Origin of the sequence: Rathayibacter sp. VKM Ac-2929, assembly GCF_022815495.1 — a bacterium.
Classification (GTDB): Bacteria; Actinomycetota; Actinomycetes; order Actinomycetales; family Microbacteriaceae; genus Rathayibacter; species Rathayibacter festucae.
Map to the genome: position 1 here is coordinate 297597 of NZ_JALGRV010000003.1, position 18189 is coordinate 315785.

Consider the following 18189-nt stretch of genomic DNA (forward strand, 5'->3'; position numbering starts at 1 on the left):
GATCTCGATACGCCCGCTGCGCGGGCTACTCGATCAGCAGGAGTCCTCGAACGGACCCGTGAGGGGCCTCGCGCCCCGAGCAGGCCCCGGTGCGCGTCCAGTCGGAGGCGGTGAGGCGCGCGAGGGGACGCGTATCGGGGTGTGGCCCTGTGTCGGGCCCCGATTCGGGTCCACTCGTGGGCCGACCCATGCTGGTCGAGTAGGCGCCGGAGGCGGCGTATCGAGACCCGGCGTGCTGGGGGTGGGGGATCTCGATACGCCCGCTGCGCGGGCTACTCGATCAGCATGGGGCGGGGCGGGGCCGGCTCCGGGCGGTGGACGCCTCGGGGGCGGTAGCCGAGGGCGTCGGAGGCGCCGAGGAGGTCGGCGAGGTACCAGAGGACGGCGAGCCACATCTCGGTGCCCTGGAGGCCGGCGTCGTCGGCGTGCAGGCGGAAGGCGAAGCCGCGGCCGGGGCGCCACTGGCCGAGGACGTCCGCGAGCAGGGTCCGCGCCAGCGGTTCCACCTCGGCGGCGCGGTAGGTGCTGCCGCGGGTGAGCCAGAGCGGGTGGACGAGGTCGAGGGCGGCGCAGGCGTCGACGCGCTCGGGCCGGAACCAGCGGTCGTCGCGGGCGTGCCGGAGGACGGTGTCGCGGACGGCGTCCGGGTAGGGGAGCGGGCGGCCGTCCTGCACGAAGGTGCCGCGGGTCGCGCGGTACGCGCCGTTCACGAGCAGGAGCAGTCCGCGGTCGGCCGACGCCTCGCCCCACATGCCGCTGCGGGGATCGGCGCGGGTGAGCAGCCAGCCGTAGAGCGCCTCCTCGAGGCCGGTCGGGACCGCGTCGCCGCGGCGGCGCGTCCAGTGCAGCGCGGTGCCGAGCGCGTCGACGTGGTGGCCGGCGTTCCACGGGTCGTCGCGCCAACGCAGCCCGTCGAGCCGCGCGACGAGGCCCTCCGGGGTCTCCTCGGTCACGGCGGTCAGCGGCCGGGCGAACTCCGACCCGAGCAGGTCGAGCGCGTAGCCCGCGCTCAGCACGCGGTACGCGGCCTCCGGATCGGTCCACAGGTCGGCCCCCGGGACCGGCAGCCCGCGGAGCCGCGCGACGACCGCGGCGGGATCGACGCCGGGAGGAGGCGAGCCGAGCAGGAGGTCGGCGAGCTCGACCGCGTCGCCGAGAGCGCGGTCGGTCGGGGCGGCGCCCGGCCGGTCGCGGAAGGCGGGCCCGTCGTGGAGTGCAGGTCCGTCGTGGAGTGCAGGTCCGTCCTGAGGCGCCGGCCCGCCGTCGACGAGTGCACCGCGCAGGATCCCCTCGATCTCCTCGCGCGCCCGGTCCGCCAGGCGCGCGGCGTCCGAGACCTCGGCGGCGACGGGCGGCACCCGCCAGCGCAGCCGCCGCGCGGGGTTGCCGCCGACGACCGCACCGGCCGCCACGTCCTTCGTGACGACCGCACCGGCGGCGAGCACCGCGTGGTCGCCCACCGTCACGCCGTCGAGCACGACCACGTGCGAGCCGATCCAGACGTCGTCGCCGATGCGGATGCCGCGCGAGCTCAGCGGCTGGCGGAACACCTCGGTGCCGGGCTCCATCGAGTGGTTGAAGCCGAGGATCGAGGTGTGCGCGCCGACCCGCACGGCCGAGCCGAGGACGACGCTCCCGCGCACCACCGTGTAGGGGTTGAGCGAGCAGTCGGCGCCGATCTCGACGTCGCCCGTCAGGTACGCGCCGGCGGCGAGGTACGAGCGGTCGCCCAGCACGAGGTGCTCGGGGTCGACCGCGGCCGACTCCGCGACGAAGCAGTCGACGCCGATCGTCCAGCCGGGGTGCGCGGCCAGGAGCTCGCGCTGCAGCTCGAGCTGGCGGAACCGCTGCTCCGGCGAGGCCTCCGCCCAGAACGACCACGGCGAGTGCTCGTGGCGGTCGATCACCGCGCGCCGTCCGGCTGCCCGTCCGCCGGGCGCCCGGGCGCCGCCGTCGAGGCCCGGACGATCAGGCTCGGGTTCAGCTGCACGCGGTGCACGGGCCGCTCCGGGTCCTCGATCCGCTGCACGAGCAGGCGCACCGCGGCCTCGCCGACGCCGGCGCGCGGCGGGCTCACCGCGGTCAGCGCGGGGGTGAAGAGCTGCGCGACCTCGTCGTCGTAGGCGATCACCGAGAGGTCGCCGGGCACCGAGATGCCGCGGTTGAGCGCGAGGTCGACGAAGGCCATCGCCTCCGGGTCGGAGTGGACGAGCAGCGCGGTGACGCCGGTCTCGAGGGCCGTCTCCAGGGCCGCGTTGACCACCTCGGAGAAGTCGGCGCTGCCGCGGTCGGGCAGCGTCTCCTCGAAGTGGTCGGCGGGGGTGAGGCCGAGCGCCTCGCAGGCCGAGAGCCAGCCCGCGGCGATCTTGCGCGAGGTGGGCGAGTTCCGCGACAGGATCAGGCCGACCTTGCGGTGGCCGAGCTCGGCGAGGTGCCGGGCGGCGAGCACGGCGCCGAGCGCGTGGTCGGTGGTGACCGACTCGGCGGGCGTGCCCTCGGGCTCGAGGACCGCGTCGCGCTCGACCAGGACCGACGGGACGCCGCAGTCGGCGAGCCAGCGGAGGACGTCGCCCGAGTGCTCCGTGTCGGTGTTGGGGGCGACGATCAGCCCGCGCACGTCGCCGGAGCGCAGCAGGCGCTCGAGCACGGGGCGCTCGTCCTGCAGCTCGTAGGAGGCGCCGCGCAGGACGACGTCGTAGCCGAGGCTGCGGCCGGTCGCCTCCATCGCGTGCAGCACGCCGGGCCAGTAGTAGTTGAGCGAGGGGACCAGGACGGCGATCGAGCCGAGCTTGACCTCCTCCGGCTCCGGGGCGGGCGCCGTGTGACCGGCCGAGCCGGAGAGCACGACCGCGCCGCCGTGCACGCGGCTGAGCAGGCCCTCGCGCTCCATCTGCACCAGGTCGCGGCGGAGCGTGACCGTCGCCACGCCGAGCGCCTCGGTCAGCTGGGAGATGCGGACGGCGCCGTCGACGCCGAGGGCCGCGAGGATGTGCGCCCGTCGCTCGGCGGCGAGGGGTGGGGACTGGGTCTGGTCGCTCATCGTTGCTCTCCGATCGGTGGGTCCAGGTCTATCGCGATCCGCAGCTCCCTGCGCGCGGTGGCGTCGATCTCCAGCAGCGTCAGCCGCTCGCCCCAGACGCTCGAGAGCATCGGATCGTCCAGCTCCCGGACGACGGTGCGGTGCTCGCAGGACGGATCCCAGGCGATCCGGAGCGGCCGAGCGCCGCCGAGCGGGCGGACCCGGGCGGCTCCGCGCTCGGTCACGACGTCTCCCGCGAGGAGCAGTCGGATCGCGGTGCCGGGCTCATCGTCCTGATCGTCCCACGGGGCGAGGTCCCAGCGGTCCTCGAGGACGACCCTTGCGGACGGGCGGTCGAGGGAGACGGTGCGGCGCCAGGAGCGCAGGCCCGTCCCGGGGTAGGCGGCGGCGAGCTCCGCGGAGAACGCGGCGGACGCGTCGCTCAGCGCGACCGAGACGTCCGCCGCGGCCGCCTCCCGCCCGGGCGGCTGCCCGAGCCCGCGGACGACGGGCAGGTTGTGCCACTCGCTGCGCATCGTCCAGATGCCGTAGCGCTCCGGACCGAAGGTGGCGGCGGTGTAGGTGGGGCGGCCGGCGTCGACGACGACGGGTACGCCGTCGCTCGCCACCTGGAACGCGCCGACGTCGTTGTGGTTGTGGTGCTCGGCGTTGTGCCCGCCCTTGGCGACGAGGGTCAGGCCGGCCGGCGATCCTGCGGTCGTGCGGGCGAGGAGCACCTGGACGGACTCGAGCCAGACCTCGCGGGGGAGCGGCGGGAGCGCCGCGGGGGCCGCGGTCCAGAGCGGGTCGGTCGCTCCGCGCAGCAGGCGGCCGAGTCCCTCCTTCTCGGAGGCGGCGGGTTCGCCGGGGGCGCGCTGCGCCGCGGCGTGCGCCATCGCCGCGGTGTCGCCGACCCGGCGGCCGGCCCGGTGCACCGCGTGCCAGGGCTGGTCGCGCGACTGCAACGCCTGGCCGTCGGCGTGCGCGACGTACCAGTCGCCGCCGAGGTGCGAGCGGTGCGGGAAGGCGACGGTCGCGCGCAGGGCGGGCACGGCCGAGGCATCCCAGGCGCCGCCGGTCGCGTGCGCGAGGACGTCGAGCGCCTCGAGGGCGCGGCCGGCACCGTTCCACCAGTAGGCGTAGCCCTCGTCGATCGCGCCGTCCTCGGGGAGCACGGCGACGTAGCGGTCCAGCGCGGCGACGGCGCGGGTGACGACGGCGGCGCGCTCGTCCTCCTCGCCCGGCGCGTCGAGCAGGCGGAGGGCGGCGACCAGCACGTTGCCGGTGATCCAGGGGTTCCAGTTGTGCACGTCGCCGTCCAGGCCCAGCCAGTGCCAGTCGTCGCGGGCGAGGAACGGGGCGAGCACGCGCTCGCGGGTCTCGCGGCGGATCCTGCGGCGCAGCCCGGGATACCGGTCGTCGAGGCGCTCGCCGAGGACGTGGTCGAGCCAGGCGAGCTGGCCGGCGACCTCGCCCGCGCCGAGGTCGAGGAAGGGGTCGGCGACGTCGGCGAGCACCGAGCCGTGCCGGCTCAGCGCGTCGTCGTGGGCCGGCCAGCACCAGGAGCTCTGCTCGAGGAGCAGCTGCACGCCGTCGGCGACCTGATCGAGCCAGAAGTCTGCTGTGCCGCCGCTCGTGCTCGCGGCCAGCAGCACCGCGCGGCTCAGCCGACGCTGCCGCTCGAACGCCCGCTGCTCCCAGCCGTCCCGGTTCCCGTCGCGGTGCACGCGGACGGCCTGGCTCGCGAGCGGCTGCGGCCACGGCGCGAGCAGGTCGGCGGCGGCGCGCTGGGCGACCGCGGCGAGGGTCGGAGCATCGGCCGCGGCCCAGGCGTCCCGGTCGGCGGCGGTCGGCACCGGCAGCGACTGCTCGGGAGAGAGGAGCACCCCGCGCGCCGAGAGCGGACGGTCGGGCGAGAAGGCGGCCGCGAGCGGGCCGCGGAAGGACTCGATCACGCCCGGCGACGATGCCGGGGCGGGGTGCTGGGGCATGCAACTGATCATAATCAATCATTTTGCTTCAACCAAATTCTTGAGGTGATCGATTTCCGTATGTATAGTCCTGTTCTGTTCAGTGCCGCTCACGTCACGTGGGAGAGAGCGTGGACATCACGATTCAAAGGAGAACCGCCGTGGACGAGGGGAACCTCCGCGCCGACTGGACGCGCGAGCACTGGCTCGCCGTCGCGGACGCGCTCCTCGCCGCGGTGGTCCCCTACGCCAGCGCCGGTCACGGGCGGATCACCCTCCCCGGCGCCGAGGGCGGCTACGGCCGCGCGGTCGACGGCCTCGAGGGCTTCGCCCGCACCTTCCTGCTCGCCGGCTTCCGCATCGCCGGAGCGCGCGGCGAGGGCGTCGACGACCTGATCGACTTCTACCGCCGCGGCGTCGAGACCGGCGTCGACCCCGACGCGGAGGACCGCTGGGTCCGGATCGACGAGCACGCCCAGGCCAAGGTCGAGGCGGCGTCGATCGCGCTGGTGCTCGACCTCACGCGGCCGTGGATCTGGGACCGCCTCGACGCGCGGACCCAGCAGCGCGTCATCGACTACCTCGCCCCCGTCGTCGGCGACGACAGCTACCCGCAGACCAACTGGGTCTGGTTCCGCCTGGTCGTCGAGACCTTCCTCCGCTCGGTCGGCGGCCCGTGGTCCGCGCAGGACGTCGCCGCGGACCTCGCTCGGCACGACTCCTTCGTCCGCGAGGACGGATGGCTCGCCGACGGCGCGGAGCGCGCCTACGACCACTACGTCGGCTGGGCCCTGCACGTGTACCCGGTGCTCTGGGCGCGGATGTCCGGCGCGGCCGAGCTGGCCGCCCCGCGGGCCGCCGCCGACGTCGCCCGGCTCGACCGCTACCTCGACGACGCCCTCGCGCTGGTCGGCGGCGACGGCTCGCCGCTGCTGCAGGGCCGCAGCCTGATCTACCGCTTCGCCGCCGCCGCGCCGTTCTGGGCCGGTGTGATCGCCGAGGTGCCCTCGCACTCCCCGGGCCGGCTCCGCCGCGCCGCGAGCGCGATCGTCGGGCACTTCGCCGAGAACGGCGCTCCCGGCGAGGACGGCCTGCTCTCGATGGGCTGGCACGGCCCGTGGCGCGAGCTCGCGCAGTCCTACTCCGGCCCCGGCTCGCCGTACTGGGCGGTCAAGGGCATGCTCGGCATCCTGCTCCCGGCCGAGCACCCGGTCTGGTCCGCGGCCATCGAGCCGCTCCCGGCCGCCCTGCTCCCGATCGAGCAGGGCGACGACCTCCGCGCGATCGTCTCGCCCGGCTGGATCGTCTCGGGCACGCAGGCCGACGGCATCGTCCGCGTCGTCAACCACGGCACCGACAAGGCGCTGCCCGGCGCGACGACCGGCGACTCCCCGCTCTACGCCCGCCTGGGCTACTCGACCGCCACTGCGCCGCTGCTCGACGAGCGCGGCTGGACGGAGGTGCTCGAGCAGAGCGTCGCGCTGGTCGACGCTGCGGGCGACGCGACCCACCGCACCGGCATGACGCTGACCGAGGTCCGCCTGGACGCGGACGGCCGGGTCGGCGTCGCAGGCTCGAGCTGGGACGCGCACTGGATCACCCCGGAGCGCAGCAGCCACCGCCACGGCGAGGGACTGCGCGGCGCCGTCCGCGTCGCCGGCCGGATCAGCGTGCACTCGCTGGTCCGCGGTCCGTGGGAGCTGCGCCTCGTCCGGATCGACGAGCTCGCCGAGGGCGTGCGGCCGGAGGAGATCGCCCTGCGCATCGGCGGCTGGCCGCTGGCGGGCGCGGAGATCAACGCGGACACGAGCGCCGCGACGGCCACCGCCTCGAACGGCCGCCTCACCAGCACGCTGACCTCCCTCACCCCCGGCGCCGTCCCCGAGGTCGTCGCCCGCGACGGCGCGAGCCCGCTCGGCCCCGCGGTCGGCGTGCCGACGCTCACCCTCCCGGCGGAGGTCGACGCCCTCGTCGTCGCGCTGGTCGGCCTCACCGGTGACGAAGCAGCCGGCTCGGAGGCCCCCGTCGCGGGCCCCGCCGCCGTCGACGTCGCCTCCGTCGATGTCGCCCCCGACGGCGACGCCCTGTCCGTGACGGCGACCTGGCCCGACGGCCTCGTCACCGAGCACCGACTCCCAGATTCCGGACGCGCCGCTCGGCAGCTCCGGTACCCGAGGACCCGAGGTGGAGTCCCGGACGCAGATGCAAAGGAGCAGCACGCATGAAGAGAAGATTCGCCGCAGCCGGAGTGGCCCTGGTCGCCGCCCTGTCCCTCACCGCCTGCTCGGCGGGAGGCGGCGGTGACGCGCCCGCGGCCGACGGCCCGATCACGCTCAGCCTCTCCGGCTGGAGCCTGAGCACGACGCCGGAGTTCCAGGCGCTCGCCGACGCGTTCCACGAGAAGGACCCCGACGTCACGATCGAGGTCAAGGAGTACGACGCGACCAACTACGACACCCTGATGACCGCGGATCTCGCGGCCGGCAGCGGTCCGGACATCGTCACGCAGAAGAACGTCAAGAACGTCGTCACCTACCAGGCCGGCGGCCAGCTCCTCGACGTCTCCGACATCGAGCTGCCCGACGACCTCGGCGGCGTGGAGGCCTACCAGGTCGACGACAAGCAGTGGGCGGCGCCCTACCGCCAGGACTCCTGGGTCCTCTTCTACAACAAGGCCCTCTTCGACCAGGCCGGCGTCGCCTACCCCGACGGCTCCTGGACCTGGGACGACTACGAGGCCACCGCCGAGCAGCTGACCACCGCGCTCGCCGCGGCCGGCAGCAGCGCCGCCGGCACCTACGAGCACAGCTGGCAGTCGACGGTGCAGGGCTTCGCGAGCGCGCAGACCCCGGACATCGACATCCTCGACGCCGATTACGGCTACCTCGAGCCCTACTACGAGCGCGCCCTCGCGCTCCAGGACGCGGGTGCGCAGGCGGAGTACAACACGATCGTCGCGAACAAGCTCACCTACCAGGCCGAGTTCGGCAAGCAGAACGCCGCGATGATGCCGATGGGCACGTGGTTCGTCGCGTCGCTGATCGCCCAGCAGGCGTCCGGCGACTCGGACACCTTCGACTGGGGCTTCGCACCGATCCCGCAGTTCGACGAGTCGACGACCGGCATGGACCAGACCCCCGTGACCTTCGGCGACCCGACCGGCTTCGGCATCAACGCCGGCATCGACTCGGGCAAGCAGGCCGCGGCCAAGGAGTTCCTCGAGTTCGCGTCGAGCGAGGAGGGCGCGGAGGTCGTCGCCTCCCTCGGCATCACCCCGGCCCTGACCAGCGACGCGGTCGCCGAGACCTACTTCGCGGTCGACAGCGCGCCGACCGACGAGGTCTCGAAGTTCGCCTGGTCGTCGCACGACACCAAGCCGGAGAACCCGACCTCGGCCAAGACGGCCGCCGTCCAGAACGTGCTCCTCGACCTGCACACCGCCGTCATGTCGGGCTCGACGAGCCTCGACGACGCCGTGAAGACCGCCGAGGACCGCGTGAAGAACGAAGTCGGCACGAACTGACTCCCCGCGGTGGCCGGCCCCGCACGGGCCGGCCACCGCCCCCTCTTCTTCCCCCCTCGGACCCTGGAGGTCTCATGACGACCCTCGCCGCCGCGGACGCCGGCCCGTCGACTCCGCCGACGCCGTCGCCCCTGCCGCCCCGACGACGACGCTCTGCGTACGCCGTCCGGAACATGCTGATCGGCTGGACCTTCATCCTCCCGAACTTCCTGGGCTTCGCCGCGCTCACGCTCGTGCCGGTGATCACCCTCTTCTACATGTCGATGACCGACTGGAACGTCTTCGGCCAGGCGAACTGGGTCGGCATCGCGAACTTCCAGCGCCTGATCGGCGACGCGAGCTTCCGTATCGCGCTGCTGAACACGCTCTACTACGCCGCGCTGCACATCCCGCTGACGCTGGTCGTCTCGCTCGGGCTCGCGCTGCTGCTCAACAACAAGCTCCGCGGCGTCGCGTTCTTCCGCACCGCCGCGTTCTTCCCCTACATCACCTCGATCGTCGCGATCGCCGTGGTCTGGAACCTGCTCTTCAGCCCGGAGTACGGCCCGATCAACCAGCTGCTCGGCCTGATCGGCATCTCCGACCCGCCCGGCTGGCTGACCTCGTCCGAGTGGGCGATGCCCGCGGTCGTGATCATCAGCACCTGGCGGGACATGGGCTACTACATGATCCTGTTCCTCGCCGGGCTGCAGACCGTGCCGCGCGAGCTGCACGAGGCCGCCCGCGTCGACGGCGCCTCGGTCTGGCAGCGCTTCGTCAACGTGACGATCCCGTGCCTGCGGCCGACCACCTTCTTCGTGACGGTGATGCTCACCATCAACTCGTTCAAGATCTTCGACCTGATCCTCGTGATGACGCAGGGCGGCCCGGGCCAGGCGACCCTCGTGCTCTCGCAGTTCATCTACCAGAAGGGCTTCCAGGAGAACCAGTTCGGCTACGCGTCGGCGGTCTCGGTCGTGCTCTTCCTGCTCTGCATCCTCGTGACGCTGGCCCAGTTCTTCCTCAACCGAAGGAGCGAGTCCCGATGACCGGACTTCTCATCCCCGACGGCGCTCCCACCGTCGTCTGCGTGAACGAGCCGCTGCCGCCGCGCCGCAAGGAGGCCGGCCGCTCCCCGGCGCGCAGGGCGGGCCGCCTCCTCGGCTACGCGGTGATGATCATCGCCGCGGCCGCGCTGCTGCTGCCGTTCTTCTGGATGATCACGAGCTCGGTGAAGACGCCGAACGAGGTCTTCTCGGTGCCGGTGAAGTGGTTCCCGGAGACCTGGGTCTGGAGCAACTACGTCCAGATCTGGACCCAGTCGGGCATGCTCACCTGGATCCGGAACACGCTGCTGCTCGCGGTCGTCGTCACGATCCTGCAGGTGGTCACCGGCTCGTTCGCGGCCTACGGCTTCTCGCGGATGCGCTTCCCCGGCCGCGACGTGCTGTTCCTGGTCTACATCGGCACGATCGCGGTGCCGTGGCAGTCGTACATGATCCCGCAGTTCATCCTGCTGTCGAACCTCAAGGTCTCGAACACCCTCTGGGCGATCATCCTGATCCAGGCCTTCGGCGCCTTCGGCGTGTTCCTGATGAAGCAGTTCTACGAGACGATCCCGGAGGAGCTCTCCGAGGCCGCGCGGATCGACGGCCTGAGCGAGTACGGCATTTGGGCGCGGATCATGGTGCCGCTGTCGATCCCCGCGATCGCGAGCCTCACGCTGCTGACCTTCGTCGCCACCTGGAACGACTACCTCGGGCCGCTGATCTACCTGCGGAACCCGGACCTGTGGACGATCCAGCTGGGACTGCAGAGCTTCGTCAGCACCCTCTACGACGCCAACTACGCGCTGCTGTTCGCGGGCCTGGTCATCTCGGTGGTCCCGATCGCCGTGATCTTCCTCCTCGGCCAGAAGTACTTCGTCGAGGGCATCGCGACCAGCGGACTGAAGGGCTGATCGTGCGCCGCATCCCGAACGGCCTCTACGCCTCGCTCTTCGGCGTCGCCTACCTGATCCTGGTGACGAACGTGCTGCTCCTGGTCGCCTGCCTGCCGCTCGTGCTGCTGCTGGTGACGACGGATCCGGTGCTCTCCTGGCCGCTCCTCGCGGTGGCGCTGCCGCTCTGCGCGCCGGCCCTGATGGGCGCCGCCGCGGTCTTCGCGGCGCACTCGCGCGGCGAGACCGCGGTCGTGCGGACGTTCTGGCGGGCGTGGCGCGCGAGCTGGCGCCGCCCCGTGTGGCTGCTGGCCGCCGCCACCGCGGTCGTCGTGCTGGTGCTCGTCGACGTGCGGTTCCTCGCGCCGACGCAGATCGGCGTGGTCGTCATCCCGTTCCTCGCGGTCATCGCCCTGCTCGTGGTCGGCTGCGTGCCGGTGGCGCTCGTCGCCCTCGCGGAGGCGAGTGGATCGACGCTCCGGCAGGCCGTGAAGGCGGCGGTGTTCCTCGCCGCCCGCCGCTGGCACCTGTCGGTGGTCTCGCTGCTGGTCCTCGCGTTCCAGGCGTACCTCTTCACCGCCTCGCCCGCGCTCGCCCTCGGCGTCTCGGCCGCTCCCGCCCTCTACCTGGTCTGGGCGAACGCCCGGTTCACCCTCCGCCCCGCGCTCGCCGCCGACCAGCCGGTCGCGGCCTGACCTCCCACGAAGGACTCTCCCCATGACGACCACTCCACCCACCACGGGGAGGACGACCACCGAGCAGGCCGTGGCGGACGCCCTCGAGGTCGTCCGCCGGATGATCGGGGCCTTCGGCTCCGCGTACCCCGACGACACCACCACGGACGGCCGCTACCCGATCCGCCCCGCGGCACAGGGCTTCGCGGCCGGCGCCAACCGCGGCTGGACGACCAGCTTCTGGCCGGGCATGCAGTGGATCGCCTGGGAGGCGACCGGCGAGGACGTCTTCCTCGACGCCGCCCGCGGCCACCTGCAGGACTTCGCCCGCCGCGTGCGGGAGGGCGAGGACCTGGAGACCCACGACCTCGGCTTCCTCTACACGCTCTCCTGCGTCGCGCCCTTCCGGCTCCTCGGCGACGAGCTCGGCCGCACCGCGGCGCTCGAGGCCGCCGAGCACTTGATGACGCGGTTCCTGCCGACGGCCGGCATCGTCCAGGCCTGGGGCGACCTCCGCGACCCGAAGCAGCGCGGCCGCACGATCATCGACTCGCTGATGAACATGCCGCTGCTGACCTGGGCCGGCGAGCAGACCGGCGACCCGCGCTACGCCGAGGCCGTCGCGCGCCACATCGAGGCGCTGCGGGTCAACATCCTCCGCCCCGACTCGTCCACCTTCCACACCTTCTACTGGGACGCCGAGACCGGCGAGCCGCTGCGCGGCGGCACCGAGCAGGGCGCGTTCGACGACTCCTGCTGGGCACGCGGGCAGGCCTGGGGCGTCTACGGCTTCGCGATGGGCTTCCGCGTGCTCGGCGACGACGCGCTGCTCGAGGCGTCGCGGGCCTGCGCCGAGTACTTCCTCGCGCACCTGCCGGGCGACCTCGTGCCCTACTGGGACCTCGTCTACGCGGAGGGCAGCGACGCGCCCCGGGACAGCTCGGCGGCGGCGATCGCGGTCTGCGGACTGCTCGAGCTGGCGCTGGTCGAGACCGACGCCGAGTGCGCCGAGCGCTGGCGCGACGCCGCGCACCGGATCCTCGCGGCGCTGATCCGGGACTGCGCTCCCGAGAGCCCCGAGGCCGCGGACACCGTCCTGCTGCACAGCGTCTACGACCTGCCGAAGAACGTGGGCGTCGACGAGGGCACGCTCTGGGGCGACTACTTCTACCTGGAGGCGCTGATGCGCGTCTCGCGACCGGAATGGCGGCCCTACTGGTGAGACTCGTCAGATTCGAGAGCGCCGAGGGCGCTCGGACCGGGGTCGTGCTGGACGGCGACGGCGACGGCGACCGGGTCCTCGACCTGGGTGCCGCGACCGTCACGGAGCTGCTCGCCGACCGCGCGCTGCTGACCGCGGCCCGGGCGGTCGGCACTGCGACCGTGCCGCTGGACTCGCTCCGCCTCCTGCCGCCGGTCGTGCCGGGGAAGATCCTCTGCATCGGCTACAACTACCGCGGGCACGTGCCCGCCGGCGGCGAGGACCGGCCGGTGCCGACGACCCCCGACGTGTTCGTCAAGACGCCGAACACCCTCGGCGCCCCCGGCGACCCGGTGACCCTGCCGCTGACGGCGACCGACGTCGACTACGAGGGCGAGATCGCGCTCGTGATCGGCCGCGGCGGGCGGGACATCCCGCTCGACGAGGCGGCCGGCCACATCGCCGGGTACACCGTGATCAACGACGTCTCCGAGCGCACGTGGCAGGGCCGCTCCAGCCAGTGGACGCTCGGCAAGTGCTCCGACGGCTTCGCCCCGCTGGGCCCGTGGCTCGTGACGCCGGACGAGATCGCGGACACCGGCGACCTCCGCGTCGAGGTGGTCCGCGACGGCGTCGTCACCGTCTCGCAGAGCACCGCCGACCTGGTCTTCAGCATGGCGGCGCTCGTCCACCACCTCAGCGAGGGGATGACCCTCGAGCCGGGCGACGTGATCGCCACGGGCAGCCCGCAGAAGCTGCCGGAGGCGCTCGCGGCGCACCGCCCGCTGGCCGACGGCGACGCGGTGACGATCCGCGTCGACGGGATCGGCTCCCTCACCACGACCTTCCGAAAGGGACGACCATGACCCTGGACGCCTTCACCCTCGACGCCTTCCGGCTCGACGGCCGGGTCGCCGCCGTCACCGGGACCAGCCGGGGCATCGGCCGCGGCGCCGCGCTGGCGCTCGCCGAGGTCGGCGCCGACATCGCGCTGATCGACCGGGGCGACGCGAGCGAGACGGCCGAGCTGATCCGCGGGCTGGGCCGACGGGCGCACCTGATCCGCCGCGACTTCGCCACCGCGACCGCCGCCGAGCTGCACTCCGCGATCGACGAGGTCGTCGGCGAGCTCGGCCGGATCGACGTGCTGGTCAACAACGCCGGCACGATCAAGCGCACCCCCGCGGCCGAGCACAGCGCCGCGGACTGGGACGAGGTGCTGAAGGTGAACCTCGACTCGGTCTTCCACCTCACCCAGGCGGCCGGCCGGCGGATGCTCGCGCAGGGCTCGGGCCGGATCATCACTGTCGCGTCGATGCTGTCCTTCCAGGGCGGGATCACCGTCCCCGGCTACACCGCCTCCAAGCACGCGGTCGCGGGCCTGACCAAGGCGTTCGCCAACGAGTGGGCCGCCTCCGGAGTGACCGTCAACGCGATCGCCCCCGGCTACCTCGCCACCGACAACACCGCGGCGATCCGCGCCGATGAGGCCCGCGAGGCGTCGATCGTCGCGCGCATTCCCGCCGGCCGCTGGGGCACCCCCGCGGACCTGCAGGGCGCCTTCGTGTTCCTCGCGTCGGACGCCGCCGCCTACGTCACGGGGACGATCCTCCCCGTCGACGGCGGCTGGCTCGTGCGCTGACGCCGACCGGCTCCCCGAACCCACCCGACCAGAACCGACCCGACAGGAGTCTCCCCATGGAGCAGCGCTACGCCACCAACCCCTCGCAGATCCCCGGCATGACCACCGAGGACCTGCGCCGGGAGTACCTCGTCCCGGAGGTGTTCGTCGCCGGCGAGATCCGGCTGGTCTACACGCACCACGATCGCATCGTGCTCGGCGGCGCCGTCCCCGCGGGGCAGCGGCTCGAGCTGACCGGCTACGAGGAGATCCGGAGCGACACCTTCCTCGAGCACCGCGAGCTGGGGATCGTCAACGTCGGCGGCACCGGCACGGTGACCGCGGACGGCGAGACGTACACGCTGGTGTCGGGCGCCTGCCTGTACCTGGGGCGCGGGATCGAGGCGGTGGCGTTCGAGGACGCCGGCTCGGGTGCCGTGGTTTCGGGAGACGCGGGCGCCCAGTTCTACCTCTTCTCGGCCCCCGCGCACACCACGTACCCCTCGGTGCTCGTCGCGCCCGGCGAGGGCACCGTCCGCGAGCTCGGCGAGCAGGCGACGAGCAACCGCCGCACGCTCAACCAGTACATCCACGAGAACGGCGTGCGCAGCTGCCAGATCGTGATGGGCGTGACGACCCTGCACGAGGGCTCGATGTGGAACACCATGCCCGCGCACACCCACGACCGCCGCACCGAGTGCTACCTCTACTTCGACCTGCCCGAGGACGCGCGCGTCATCCACCTGCTCGGGGAGCGCCAGGAGACCCGGCACCTCGTCGTGGCCGACCGCCAGGCGATCCTCTCGCCGAGCTGGTCGCTGCACTCCGGCGTCGGCACGGCCGCCTACTCCTTCGTCTGGGCGATGGCGGGCGAGAACCAGGCGTTCGACGACATGGATGCGGCGCCGGTGAAGGACCTGGCGTGACGTCCGGATCCGCTGTCGGCGGCGTGCTGCTGGCCATGGGGGAGACCATGGCCGTGCTGGTGCCCTGCGGCGGCTCCGTCGCCGACGCGGACGACTTCCTGGTGGACGCGGGCGGTGCGGAGTCGAACGTGCTCGCGCACGCGGCGGCGCTCGGCGTCCCCGTGCGCTGGCACAGCCGGCTCGGTGCCGACGCGCTCGGCGAGCGGGTGCTCCGGCAGCTCGCGGCGCGGCGGATCGACGTCTCGCGCGTCGTCCGCGACCCCGGTCATCCCACCGGCGTCTACGTGAAGGACCCCGGCCGCGGAGTCTCCTACTACCGAGCGGGATCGGCCGCCGCGTACCTCGACACCGCCGACGCCGATGCCGCCCCGTTCGACGACGTGGCGCTGGTGCACCTGTCCGGGATCACCGCGGCGCTCTCCGAGCCGGCCGACCGATTCCTCCGGCGCGCCGCCATGCGCGCCCGCGAGCTCGGCGTCCCGGTGAGCCTCGACGTCAACTACCGCGCCGCGCTCTGGAGCGTCGCCGATGCCGCGCCGGTGCTCGCCGAGCTGGTCCGGCTGGCCGACGTGGTCTTCGTCGGCCGCGACGAGGCGGAGACGCTGTGGGGCACCCGCACCGCCGAGGACGTCCGCGCGCAGTTCCCGGACGTCGCCGAGCTGGTCGTCAAGGACGGCCACATCGGCGCGACGGTGTTCTGCGCCGGTGCCGACGCTGCCGGCGGGGTCTTCGAGCCCTCGCACGAGGTGGAGGTGCTCGATGCGGTCGGCGCGGGCGACGCCTTCGCCGGCGGCTACCTGGCCGCCCTGCTCCAGGGCGCCGACCCCGGAGCACGCCTGCGCCGCGGCCACGACCGCGCCGCCCTCACCCTCGCCGTGGCGGGCGACTCCCTCGACGAGAGAACGGCACGACGATGACTGTGTTCACCACCACCCCCGCGACCACCCCGACTGCAAGCCCGACCGCGAGCCCCTTCGACGAGGTCTTCGCAGGCGCCCCGCTGATGGCGATCCTGCGCGGCATGGGCGTGGAGCGCTCGATCGCCCTCGCGACGACCGCCTGGGACCTCGGCATCGACTCGGTCGAGGTGCCGCTGCAGACCGCGGAGGACGAGGTCGCCCTCCGCGAGGTCGCGCGCCTGGGCGCCGAGCGCGGCAAGACCGTCGGAGCGGGCACGATCGTCCGCCCCGAGCAGGTCGCGCTCGCCCGCGAGGCCGGCGCCGGCTACCTCGTCTCGCCGGGCCTCGACCAGCGCATCCTCGCCGCGGCCGGCGCCGTCGATCTCCCGCTGCTGCCCGGAGTCGCGACGCCGTCGGAGGTGCAGCTCGCCGCCTCGCTCGGCCTCACCTGGCTGAAGGCCTTCCCCGCCACCTGGCTCGGCGCCGGCTGGTTCAAGCACATCCGCGGCCCCTTCCCCGGCATCCGCTTCGTCGCGACCGGCGGCCTCGACGCCGCCAACGTCTCCGACTTCCTCGACGCCGGCGTCCGCGTCGCCGCCGTCGGCTCCGCCCTCGAGGACCCGGCCCAGCTCGCCCGCCTCGGCGCCCTCCTCGCCGCCGCCCGCCCCTGACCGCCGCGTCTCGATACGCGCTGCGCGCTACTCGACCAGCATGGGTCGGGGCACGCCGACGCGCTGTGCACCCACTCCATGCTGATCGAGTAGCCCGCTTCGCGGGCGTATCGAGATCCACCACCGTCAGAACGGTGCGGGAACAGTGTCGAAGCGAGGCCCCGGCGGAGGATTCGGCGGCCGCCCGGGCAGAGGTGGTGGCCGGTTGCTGATCCGCCGCCCGGTCGGGCTCGTCCACTCGAGCGTCCCGTCGTCATCGATCCGGTCGTAGCTCCACTGCTCTCCGTGCCGGATGTGGTGGTGGGACGTGCAGAGCATGACGAGGTTCTCGAGGGACGTCTCGCCGCCGTTGCGCCACTCGAGGGTGTGGTCGGCCTCGGCCGTCGCGGCAGTCCGGGTGCAGCCGGGGAAGCGGCAGGTCTGATCGCGGAGCTGGAGGTGCAGGCGCATCTGCGCGGGTGGGACGCGCCAGGTTCGGCCGACGGAGGTGACGGCGCCGGTGTCCGGATCGGTCAGGACCCGGGTGAAAGACGCCGCCGTGCGGATCAGCTCGCGGGCGACGTCGGCGGGCACGGGTCCGTAGCCGTCGAGGTCCGCGGGCGCGTCGTCGAGACCCACGGCGGTCGACGCCGCGAGCGTCAGTCGTACCTCCGCGCGGACACCGGGGACGAAGGTCGGGTCCGGCCGGTGCTCGGCGTTCGGCTTGGTGCCGGCGATGTCGCCGTCGCAGAGCAGATCGACCGCCGCGTCCGCGCTGAGCTGCTGGAGTGTGCGGGGGTCGCCCTCGTCGCGGAGGGTGCGGGCGATGCGGCGCAGCCGGTCGTAGGCGCCCGTCACCGCCGGTGCGGGAGCGTGGACGCAGAGGGTCGCCATTCCGTCGACGTCCGGGGTGACCCAGACCGCGCGGTCCTGGCAGGCGCGGGCGTGGCGCTCGGCGAGGGGCTGCTCGTGCAGCTCCTCGCGCCAGCGACTGAGAGCTCGGCGCAGCTGGGTCGTCGTCATCGTGAGGGCGGCGTCGGCGGCGCGCTCGTCGAGTGCCGCGCGAGAGGCCTCGGGGAGGCTGCTCGCCGCTCTGCAGACGGCCTCGCCGGCCTCCCAGAGGATCCGCGCGTCGCGGAGCAGGGCGCGGGTGAGGGGAAGGTGCTCCATCAGCATCTCCGCGGTCTCGAGCCGCCGGCAGACCTCCCGCTCGGACACGCCGAGCGTTACCGCGAGCTCGGCTCGGATCGAGCGCTCGACGAGATCGCGGGTCTCGCTCCGGGACGCGCCGCGGGCGAACGATTCCGGGACGGTGAGCGCGACGCGGTACCCGCGGTGCATCCGCTCGACCGCCCTCAGGCGCGTCGGAGAGGCGGCGCGCTCGGCGGCCGCGGAGTCGTCGAAGCAGTTGCGCACCTCCGCGAGTGCTGCTGCATTCTCATCTTCTGCCATACCTATATTGAACCAGTGGCCACCGACATCGAAGCGGGGGCAAGGGCCGATCGGGGGAGAGGGCAGGCGGATCGGGGGTTGGGGAGGAGGCTCGTTCCCGGATGTCTCGGTGATGGTGGGTCTCGATACGCCGCCGGAGGCGGCTACTCGACCAGCATGAATCGACCTGCGGCTTGCGCGACCAGCAGGGAGTGCCCTGCGGGCTGCGCGACCGGCATGAGGCGGTCGGGCCAGGCACCCTGGCCGCGGACTGCGCCCCCCATGCTGATCGAGTAGCCCGCGCAGCGGGCGTATCGAGATCCACCCGGGCCGAGACGAGAGCCTGCAGACCACCGT

Annotated in this window: 15 protein-coding genes; 11 read left to right on the forward strand and 4 right to left on the reverse strand. The window is 73.3% G+C overall.

Going from position 1 to position 18189, the window contains the following annotated elements; translation table 11 throughout:
• Positions 1-272: 272 nt before the first annotated feature.
• From MT355_RS21270 to MT355_RS10555, 3 genes are read right to left on the reverse strand one after another with little or no spacing between them, the layout of a single operon-like run.
• The gene (locus tag MT355_RS21270) at positions 273-1907 is read right to left on the reverse strand and encodes an acyltransferase (protein WP_308197351.1); all 1635 of its coding nucleotides are present in this window, start codon (positions 1905-1907) and stop codon (positions 273-275) included.
• A complete protein-coding gene (locus MT355_RS10550; RefSeq protein WP_123447339.1) occupies positions 1904-3040 on the reverse strand; it encodes a substrate-binding domain-containing protein in 1137 nt (378 codons plus the stop codon). Before MT355_RS10550 ends, MT355_RS21270 begins: the two co-directional genes overlap by 4 nt.
• Complete coding sequence (locus tag MT355_RS10555; RefSeq protein WP_243599475.1) at positions 3037-5010, reverse strand: heparinase II/III family protein; 1974 nt, start codon at positions 5008-5010, stop codon at positions 3037-3039. The genes MT355_RS10550 and MT355_RS10555 overlap by 4 nt, the downstream gene beginning before the upstream one ends.
• A 140-nt stretch (positions 5011-5150) precedes the next feature.
• On the opposite strand from MT355_RS10555, the gene MT355_RS10560 reads away from it, so the two are divergent.
• The 11 genes from MT355_RS10560 to MT355_RS10610 all read left to right on the forward strand — a co-directional run bounded on the left by MT355_RS10560 (position 5151) and on the right by MT355_RS10610 (position 16422).
• A complete protein-coding gene (locus tag MT355_RS10560; RefSeq protein ID WP_243599476.1) occupies positions 5151-7214 on the forward strand; it encodes a DUF2264 domain-containing protein in 2064 nt (687 codons plus the stop codon).
• Positions 7211-8512 (forward strand): extracellular solute-binding protein, encoded by a 1302-nt coding sequence (locus tag MT355_RS10565; RefSeq protein WP_132435616.1) that lies wholly within the window; start codon positions 7211-7213, stop codon positions 8510-8512. The genes MT355_RS10560 and MT355_RS10565 overlap by 4 nt, the downstream gene beginning before the upstream one ends.
• A 74-nt stretch (positions 8513-8586) precedes the next feature.
• A complete protein-coding gene (locus tag MT355_RS10570; RefSeq protein WP_123447343.1) occupies positions 8587-9540 on the forward strand; it encodes a carbohydrate ABC transporter permease in 954 nt (317 codons plus the stop codon).
• Positions 9537-10451, forward strand: coding sequence for a carbohydrate ABC transporter permease (locus MT355_RS10575; RefSeq protein WP_243599477.1), 915 nt, complete (start codon positions 9537-9539; stop codon positions 10449-10451). Before MT355_RS10570 ends, MT355_RS10575 begins: the two co-directional genes overlap by 4 nt.
• A 2-nt stretch (positions 10452-10453) precedes the next feature.
• Positions 10454-11125 (forward strand): ferredoxin-NADPH reductase, encoded by a 672-nt coding sequence (locus tag MT355_RS10580; protein ID WP_243599478.1) that lies wholly within the window; start codon positions 10454-10456, stop codon positions 11123-11125.
• 22 nt (positions 11126-11147) lie between these two features.
• Positions 11148-12326 carry a glycoside hydrolase family 88 protein gene (locus MT355_RS10585; RefSeq protein WP_243599479.1) on the forward strand — a complete coding sequence of 393 codons (1179 nt, stop codon included), beginning with the start codon at positions 11148-11150 and terminating at the stop codon, positions 12324-12326.
• Positions 12323-13171, forward strand: a complete 849-nt coding sequence (locus MT355_RS10590) for a fumarylacetoacetate hydrolase family protein (protein ID WP_243599480.1) — start codon at positions 12323-12325, stop codon at positions 13169-13171. Before MT355_RS10585 ends, MT355_RS10590 begins: the two co-directional genes overlap by 4 nt.
• Positions 13168-13947 (forward strand): 2-dehydro-3-deoxy-D-gluconate 5-dehydrogenase KduD, encoded by a 780-nt coding sequence (gene kduD / locus MT355_RS10595; RefSeq protein ID WP_243599481.1) that lies wholly within the window; start codon positions 13168-13170, stop codon positions 13945-13947. Before MT355_RS10590 ends, kduD begins: the two co-directional genes overlap by 4 nt.
• 56 nt (positions 13948-14003) lie before the next feature.
• A complete protein-coding gene (gene kduI, locus MT355_RS10600) occupies positions 14004-14852 on the forward strand; it encodes a 5-dehydro-4-deoxy-D-glucuronate isomerase (RefSeq protein WP_243599482.1) in 849 nt (282 codons plus the stop codon).
• The gene (locus tag MT355_RS10605) at positions 14849-15769 is read left to right on the forward strand and encodes a sugar kinase (protein WP_243599483.1); all 921 of its coding nucleotides are present in this window, start codon (positions 14849-14851) and stop codon (positions 15767-15769) included. The genes kduI and MT355_RS10605 overlap by 4 nt, the downstream gene beginning before the upstream one ends.
• Positions 15766-16422: a bifunctional 4-hydroxy-2-oxoglutarate aldolase/2-dehydro-3-deoxy-phosphogluconate aldolase gene (locus MT355_RS10610; protein ID WP_243599484.1), complete on the forward strand. Its 657-nt coding sequence runs from the start codon at positions 15766-15768 to the stop codon at positions 16420-16422. Before MT355_RS10605 ends, MT355_RS10610 begins: the two co-directional genes overlap by 4 nt.
• Positions 16423-16548: 126 nt before the next feature.
• On the opposite strand, the gene MT355_RS10615 is transcribed toward MT355_RS10610, so the two are convergent.
• The gene (locus tag MT355_RS10615; RefSeq protein ID WP_243599485.1) at positions 16549-17853 is read right to left on the reverse strand and encodes an HNH endonuclease signature motif containing protein; all 1305 of its coding nucleotides are present in this window, start codon (positions 17851-17853) and stop codon (positions 16549-16551) included.
• Between the last annotated feature and the right edge of the window lie 336 nt (positions 17854-18189).

Bases quoted from the DNA above. Each gene is read 5' to 3' on its own strand.
- MT355_RS10555 (WP_243599475.1), bottom strand. From the start codon at position 5,010: ATGCCCCAGCACCCCGCCCCGGCATCGTCGCCGGGCGTGATCGAGTCC.
- MT355_RS10615 (WP_243599485.1), bottom strand. From the start codon at position 17,853: ATGGCAGAAGATGAGAATGCAGCAGCACTCGCGGAGGTGCGCAACTGC.
- MT355_RS10585 (WP_243599479.1), top strand. From the start codon at position 11,148: ATGACGACCACTCCACCCACCACGGGGAGGACGACCACCGAGCAGGCC.
- kduI (WP_243599482.1), top strand. From the start codon at position 14,004: ATGGAGCAGCGCTACGCCACCAACCCCTCGCAGATCCCCGGCATGACC.
- MT355_RS10550 (WP_123447339.1), bottom strand. From the start codon at position 3,040: ATGAGCGACCAGACCCAGTCCCCACCCCTCGCCGCCGAGCGACGGGCG.
- MT355_RS10610 (WP_243599484.1), top strand. From the start codon at position 15,766: ATGACTGTGTTCACCACCACCCCCGCGACCACCCCGACTGCAAGCCCG.
- MT355_RS10565 (WP_132435616.1), top strand. From the start codon at position 7,211: ATGAAGAGAAGATTCGCCGCAGCCGGAGTGGCCCTGGTCGCCGCCCTG.
- MT355_RS10570 (WP_123447343.1), top strand. From the start codon at position 8,587: ATGACGACCCTCGCCGCCGCGGACGCCGGCCCGTCGACTCCGCCGACG.
- kduD (WP_243599481.1), top strand. From the start codon at position 13,168: ATGACCCTGGACGCCTTCACCCTCGACGCCTTCCGGCTCGACGGCCGG.
- MT355_RS10575 (WP_243599477.1), top strand. From the start codon at position 9,537: ATGACCGGACTTCTCATCCCCGACGGCGCTCCCACCGTCGTCTGCGTG.